Consider the following 6797-nt stretch of genomic DNA (forward strand, 5'->3'; position numbering starts at 1 on the left):
CCAACTTCCCGGTGAACAGGGAAAAAACGCCCGGCCTGCGGGGCAGACCGGGCGTTCACGAGCGGTGACGAGCCAGCGGGGCGAGGCCGCTACTCGGCGGACTCGTCCACCACGTACTCGTCCCACCCCTCGTTCTCGGGGTCGAACTCGGTCTGCGCCGACTCCCAGGTCGCCGAGGCCAGCTCGACACCCGGCACGTCGCCGAGCAGCGCCACCGGGTCGATGAAGTGGGCGAGCGAACCCGACGGGTCCACCTCGATGGCGTCGACGGACTGGGCGCGCTCGTCGTCGTCGAGGTACTCGTCCTCGGTCACCTGCTTCAGGGCGGCCGCCTTGAGCGCGCCCTCGTCGGTGATCTCCGCGATGAGCTCGATCTTGAGCCGGACGTAGCGCGGCTCGTCCTGGGTGGTTTCAGTGCTGGTCATGCGTGTGAGCGTACGGGAAGGGCCGGTCCCTCGGAGAAGGACCGGCCCTGCCGTTCTCCGCCTCGGTTCCCCCACCCGGGAACCGCGGAGACGCGCCGTGCGGCGCGCGGTGCCGCGGGAGCCGCCGCACCCTGTCGACCGGCCGCAGCCGGGCAGGGGCGGGACGACGGCGCCTCCCGCGGAGGCCCCTCTCCCCCGTTGCCGGGCTGGAGGGCGGACACGGCGGGTCGGGTCAGGACCGCCCGACGTGTCCGGAGCCGACCGCGTCCGCCGGGGAGCCGCTCCCGGACGGTTGCCGTCGTCTCGCTCGGCGTCTTGCCGTTGACCACCACGATGCCGGACCGTTGTTAACCGCGTGCTGCGGGCAGGTGACGCCGGTGTACCACTTCGCCCGTGGGCGAACCGCGGGCAAAGCGTGGGCGAACCCTCGTCTGCCCCGCCGACCGGGGCCGGCGGCGGGATCGGGGCCGGCGGCGGGGCCGGTCAGGGCCGGGGCCGACGGGTCAGTGCGCGGCGCGGCCGGCGAGGAAGCCCAGCAGGTCCTGGCGGGTGACGATGCCCTGCGGCTTGCCCTCCACCAGCACCACCGCGGCGTCGGCCTTCTCCAGCACGGTCATCAGGTTGGTGACCGTCTCGCCCGCACCGACGACCGGCAGCGGCTTGGACATCACCCGGTCCAACGTGTCGGTCAGCTCGATCTCCTTCGCGAAGACGCCCTCCAGCAGCAGCTTCTCCGCCACCGAGCCGATCACCTCGCCGGCCATGATGTCCGGGTGGCCGGCACCCGGGGAGACCACCGGCATCTGCGAGACGCCGTACTCGCGCAGCACCCGGACCGCCTCGGCGACCGTCTCGTTCGGGTGCATGTGGACGAACTGCGGGATGCCCTCGTGCTCGATGGCGTCCTTGCGGGCCAGCACCTCGCCGATGTGCGCCTCGTCGGTGGCCGAGGGCAGGAAGCCGTAGTCGGCCATCCAGTCGTCGTTGAAGATCTTGGACAGGTAGCCGCGGCCGCCGTCCGGCAGCAGCACCACCACGACGTCGTCCGGGCCCAGGTCCTTGGCCACCTCCAGCGCGGCCACCACGGCCATGCCGCAGGAGCCGCCGACCAGCAGGCCCTCCTCCTTGGCCAGGCGGCGGGTCATCTGGAAGGAGTCCTTGTCGGAGACGGCGACGATGCCGTCGGCGACGTCACGGTCGTAGGCGGTCGGCCAGAAGTCCTCACCCACGCCCTCGACCAGGTACGGCCGGCCGGTGCCGCCCGAGTAGACCGAGCCCTCCGGGTCGGCGCCGATCACCTTGACCTTGCCGCCCGAGACCTCCTTCAGGTAGTTACCGGTGCCGGAGATGGTGCCGCCGGTGCCGACGCCCGCCACGAAGTGGGTGATCCGGCCCTCGGTCTGCTCCCACAGCTCCGGACCGGTGGAGTGGTAGTGCGAGGCCGGGTTGTCCGGGTTGGAGTACTGGTCCGGCTTCCAGGCGTTCGGGGTCTCCCGGACGAGCCGGTCGGAGACGTTGTAGTACGAGTCCGGGTGCTCGGGGGCCACGGCGGTGGGACAGACGACCACCTCGGCGCCGTACGCGCGCAGGGTGTTGATCTTGTCGGTGGACACCTTGTCCGGACAGACGAAGATGCACTTGTAGCCCTTCTGCTGGGCCACGATCGCCAGGCCGACACCGGTGTTGCCGGAGGTCGGCTCGACGATGGTGCCGCCCGGCTTCAGGGCGCCCGAGGCCTCGGCGGCCTCGATCATGCGCATCGCGATGCGGTCCTTCACCGAACCGCCGGGGTTGAAGTACTCGACCTTCGCCAGCACTGTCGCGCTGATGCCCTCGGCGACCTTGTTCAGCTTGACCAGCGGCGTGTTGCCGACGAGGTCGATGATCGAGTTGTGGTACCGCACGGGGGTCCTCCCGGTTGTGGGCATGCGAGTGCTTTCGGTACTGCAAAGCCTAGGCCGTGCCGCCCGCCCCAGCCCGCCCTTCCGCCCCACCCGTCCCTCGCCCCGCCCCGGCCCCTCGCGGCGGCCCCCCACCCGCCCTCCTCCCCCAATGGCCCAGCCCCGCAGGTAGCCCCGGCCCACGCGCGGGTAGGAGGGGGGTGCAGGCATCGCCATGGCCCCGGAGGGGGCGGCACGAGGACGCGAAGGGGGCATCGGATGCCAGGGGCACAGGACTCGCGGGCCCGGGTGGCCCGCCGGATCGCCACCGCGGCGGCGTACGGCGGCGGCGGGCTCGGCCTGCTGGGCGTGGGCCTGGTGGGCGTGCTGCTCACCGAGAGCAAGCTGGCGATCCAGGCCATCGGCGTGCTGGAGGGCGATCCGCCCAAGGCCGACGGCGTCTACGGCGAGGCCTTCGCCGACAGCTCCGCCGCCACGCAGCCGCCGCTGGTGCTGGCCGTCCTCGGTGACTCCACCGGCGCCGGCCTCGGTGTGCTGCGGGCCCGGGAGACCCCGGGCGCGCTGCTGGCCGCGGGCCTGGCCTCGGTGGCCGAACGCCCGGTCCGGCTGGTCAACGTGGCCCGCACCGGCGGCCGTTCCGCCCACCTCTCGGGCCAGCTGGAGCAGGCGCTGCCGCACCACCCGGACGTCGCCGTGCTCATGATCGGCGCCAACGACGTGACCCGGCACAGCCCGGCCCAGCTGGCCGTCCGCCAGCTCGGCGAGGCGGTCGCGGCGCTGCGGGCGAACGGCTGCGAGGTGGTGGTCGGCACCTGCCCGGACCTCGGGACGATCAAGCCGGTGCACCCGCCGCTGCGCTGGGTGGCCCGTCGGCTGAGCCGGCAGCTGGCGGCCGCGCAGACCATCGCGGTCGTGGAGGCCGGCGGCCGGACGGTCTCGCTGGGCTCGCTGCTGGGCCCTGAGTTCGCGGCGCGCCCGGAGATGTTCGCCGCCGACCGCTACCACCCGTCCGCCCAGGGCTACGCGACGGCCGCGATGGCCGTGCTGCCCTCGGTGTGCGCCGCGCTCGGCCTCTGGCCGGAGGAGGAGCGCCCGGCCGCACCCGTGCCGGGCGGGACGGTGCTGCCGGTGGCGATGGCCGCCGCCGCCGCGGCCGGGCGTTCGGGCACCGAGGTCGCGGCCGTCGAGGCGGAGGGCGCCGGCCGCCGCTGGGCGTTGCTTCGCCACCGGCTGCGGGTCGGGCTGCCCGGCTCGTGGGCGCCCGAGGAGGCCGGGGAAGGAGCCGTTCCAGAGGCCGGCGACACGTCGGCCAGCTCACACGCCGGGACGGGTGACGCCTGATCTACCAGGCGGTAACTTTCCTCCCGGACGCCTGTCCGCCGTCACCCAGCGAGGAGCCCGCCATGCCCGAAGCCGTCATCGTCAGCGCCACCCGTTCGCCGATCGGCCGGGCCTTCAAGGGCTCGCTCAAGGACGTCCGCCCCGACGACCTGACCGCCCACGTCATCCAGGCCGCCCTGGCCAAGGTCCCGCAGCTCGACCCGCGCGAGATCGACGACCTGATGCTCGGCTGCGGCCTGCCCGGCGGCGAGCAGGGCCACAACCTGGCCCGCATCGTGGCCGTCCAGATGGGCATGGACTACCTGCCCGGTGCCACCATCACCCGCTACTGCTCGTCCTCGCTGCAGACCACGCGGATGGCACTGCACGCGATCAGGGCCGGCGAGGGCGACGTCTTCCTCTCGGCCGGCGTGGAGACCGTCTCGCGCAGCGTGAACGGGACCTCGGACGGCATGCCGGGCACCACGAACCCGGTCTTCGACGAGGCCCAGGCCCGTACCGCCAAGCGCGCCGAGGAGGGCGGCGGGGAGTGGCACGACCCGCGCGAGGACGGCCTGCTGCCGGACGCCTACATCGCGATGGGCCAGACCGCCGAGAACCTGGCCGCGCTCAAGGGGATCACCCGCGCCGAGCAGGACGAGTTCGGCGTCCGCTCGCAGAACCTCGCCGAGGCCGCCATCAAGGCCGGCTTCTGGGAGCGCGAGATCACCCCGGTGACGCTCCCGGACGGCACCGTGGTGAGCAAGGACGACGGCCCGCGCGCCGGCGTCACACTGGAGGGCGTCTCCGGCCTGAAGCCGGTGTTCCGGCCGGACGGCACCGTGACCGCCGGTAACTGCTGCCCGCTGAACGACGGCGCCGCCGCGCTGGTCATCATGTCCGACACCAAGGCCCGGGAGCTGGGCATCACCCCGCTCGCCCGGGTGGTCTCCACCGGCGTCAGCGCGCTCTCCCCCGAGATCATGGGCTACGGCCCGGTCGAGGCCTCCCGGCAGGCGCTGCGGCGGGCCGGCCTGACCATCGACGACATCGACCTGGTCGAGATCAACGAGGCCTTCGCCGCCCAGGTGATCCCGTCCTACCGGGATCTCGGCATCGACCTGGACAAGCTGAACGTCAACGGCGGCGCGATCGCCGTCGGCCACCCGTTCGGCATGACCGGCGCCCGGATCACCACCACCCTGATCAACTCCCTGCAGTGGCACGACAAGCAGTTCGGCCTGGAGACCATGTGCGTCGGCGGCGGCCAGGGCATGGCGATGGTGATCGAGCGGCTCAGCTGACCCGCCGGGCCGCCCCGAAAGGGTCTGGACCACCCATTTGGAGTGACCGTGAGTAATTGAGGGCCGGATCACATCGCGAGGTCGATCCGGCCCTCTTTTCGCTCGTTTTCAGCTCGGAAATCGACACTGCGGAGCGGATCAACTCCACTGCGTAGAACGGTGTTACCTAACAATTTGGGGACAAGAGCGAAAGTCCCCCACAAATTAGACATTCGCCACTGCGGCAACAGCCCCGGATGCGGCAGTGTGGACACGTAACCCCGTTCCGCTCCTCGCTAGGAGTACGTTCCGTGAGCGCCGTCTACACCATCCTGCTGCTGATCCTGATCACCGTGTCGACCGCCGTGCTGCTCCACCTCCGGGGACTCTCCCGCCGGCTGGACGCGCGGGCCGCGGCCCAGGCCGCACCCGCCCCGGTGGACCAGGCCGCGATACGCCAGGCCGTCACCGAGGCACTCGCCGCCGACCGCGAGCGGGAGATCACCGAGGCCCGGGCGTTCTGGGCCGAGCAGGAGGCCCGCGCGGCCGAGGACGCGCCACTGTTCGACTCCCCGTACACCGGCCCGTTCGCCAGCACCGACGAGTGGCCGCTGTTCTTCCCCCGCCCCACCGGCCCGCAGGACGCCGTCGACAACGCCGGCACCATGGACCCGGAGTTCGGCGAGGCGCTGCGCTCCGCGCTGGAGGACCTGATCAACGAGGGTCCCGCCGAGCCCGGACCCGAGGGCGGCTCGTCGCTGTTCCCCGGCCAGGGCGCCGGCACCTTCTCCACCGGCACCTCCTCCGCCGGCTCCGCCGAACCCACCGGGGACGCCCGCGCCCGCCGCGAGGCCGACCTGCTGGCCACCGGCCTGGAGGCCGGGCTGCTGGACGCCGACCAGGCCGTCGAGGACGCCCCGGTCGCCGCGCCCGACCCGCGCCGCCACCCCTCCCACCCCGACTTCGTGCCCAGCCAGGCGCCGTCCCGCGAGTGGACCGACACCCGGCTGGCCACCCTCGCCGACGAGGCCGTCGCCCTGATCGACGTCCGCCCGGGCCCGCTGGGCACCCTGGACGTGTACGCCTTCGCCGACGGCACCACGCTCTGCGTGGCCCCGGGCGACCGGGAGGCCGCCTACCGGCTGATCGACGCGGTCCGTGCCGGTGAGCACGTCCGGCTGCTCGGCGGCTCGCGCTTCTCCGGCTCGTACTCGCTGACCTTCTCCACCGACGAGGAGGCCGTCTACGTCCTCGCCGACCGGGTGGTCGCCAGCATCTGACGCCGCCCCAGCAGCGCGGCACACCACAGCACGCCGAAGGCCGGCCGGGTCAAGGGGTTACCGACCCGGCCGGCCTTCGGTGTGTCCGGACGTCTATCCGCAGAGCGCCGCCGTCTCCCGCACCGCGGCCAGCGCCCCGGCCAGCACCTCCGCGGCCGCCACCGGCCCGCCCGGCAGGGCGAGCGCGTCGCCCTCCGGCAGCGCCGCCAGCGCGGCCGCCAGGTCGTGCCCGGCGACGGCCAGTTGGTCCCCCGCCGCGAAGGCCCCGGCGTCCGGGAACTCCCGCTCCGGCCCGCTCTCCGCCGCCAGCGCCAGGGCCGCCAGCCGCCGGGCCAACGCCAGCGCGGCCGCCGCCCGGGACTCGTACCCGGGCACGGCGCCCAGCAGTTTGCTCTGCGGCAGCGAGCGGAAACGATCCGCCAAGGAGTCGACGGCTTCGACCAGGAGCTGTACGTCATGCATGACAGGGAGCCTAAACGCCGCCGGGCCCCCCGAGCGTTTGGGGAGGGGGGCCGGGGGGGGGGGGTAGGGCGGGTCCCCACTAATAGGGGCCGCCCCCGCTGGCGCAGCAGCGGGAGCACAGCACGG

At 73.3% G+C, this 6797-nt stretch carries 6 protein-coding genes; 3 read left to right on the forward strand and 3 right to left on the reverse strand.

The window, feature by feature from the left end:
• Positions 1-89: 89 nt before the first annotated feature.
• Positions 90-425: a hypothetical protein gene (locus AB0O82_RS20945; RefSeq protein WP_063348021.1), complete on the reverse strand. Its 336-nt coding sequence runs from the start codon at positions 423-425 to the stop codon at positions 90-92.
• A 503-nt stretch (positions 426-928) separates the two neighbouring features.
• A complete protein-coding gene (locus AB0O82_RS20950) occupies positions 929-2329 on the reverse strand; it encodes a cystathionine beta-synthase (RefSeq protein WP_363585474.1) in 1401 nt (466 codons plus the stop codon).
• Between the two features lie 255 nt (positions 2330-2584).
• Between AB0O82_RS20950 and AB0O82_RS20955 the strand changes: the two genes are divergently transcribed.
• From AB0O82_RS20955 to AB0O82_RS20965, 3 genes are all read left to right on the forward strand, one after another.
• Entirely contained in the window at positions 2585-3667 is a 1083-nt protein-coding gene (locus AB0O82_RS20955) for an SGNH/GDSL hydrolase family protein (protein WP_363585475.1), read from the forward strand.
• 62 nt (positions 3668-3729) lie between these two features.
• Positions 3730-4950, forward strand: coding sequence for an acetyl-CoA C-acetyltransferase (locus AB0O82_RS20960; protein WP_063348024.1), 1221 nt, complete (start codon positions 3730-3732; stop codon positions 4948-4950).
• Positions 4951-5240: 290 nt separating this feature from the next.
• Positions 5241-6209, forward strand: a complete 969-nt coding sequence (locus AB0O82_RS20965) for a hypothetical protein (protein WP_363585476.1) — start codon at positions 5241-5243, stop codon at positions 6207-6209.
• A 93-nt stretch (positions 6210-6302) separates the two neighbouring features.
• On the opposite strand, the gene AB0O82_RS20970 is transcribed toward AB0O82_RS20965, so the two are convergent.
• On the reverse strand, positions 6303-6671 hold the full coding sequence (locus AB0O82_RS20970; RefSeq protein ID WP_363585477.1) for a hypothetical protein: 369 nt from the start codon (positions 6669-6671) through the stop codon (positions 6303-6305).
• Positions 6672-6797 lie beyond the last annotated feature (126 nt).

The organism is Kitasatospora sp. NPDC088264 (genome assembly GCF_040685715.1).
Taxonomy (GTDB): Bacteria; Actinomycetota; Actinomycetes; order Streptomycetales; family Streptomycetaceae; genus Kitasatospora.

What these genes read in the sequence shown, in the direction of transcription:
- AB0O82_RS20960 (WP_063348024.1), top strand. Translation starts at nt 3,730, where the DNA reads ATGCCCGAAGCCGTCATCGTCAGCGCCACCCGTTCGCCGATCGGCCGG.
- AB0O82_RS20945 (WP_063348021.1), bottom strand. Translation starts at nt 425, where the DNA reads ATGACCAGCACTGAAACCACCCAGGACGAGCCGCGCTACGTCCGGCTC.
- AB0O82_RS20955 (WP_363585475.1), top strand. Translation starts at nt 2,585, where the DNA reads ATGCCAGGGGCACAGGACTCGCGGGCCCGGGTGGCCCGCCGGATCGCC.
- AB0O82_RS20970 (WP_363585477.1), bottom strand. Translation starts at nt 6,671, where the DNA reads ATGCATGACGTACAGCTCCTGGTCGAAGCCGTCGACTCCTTGGCGGAT.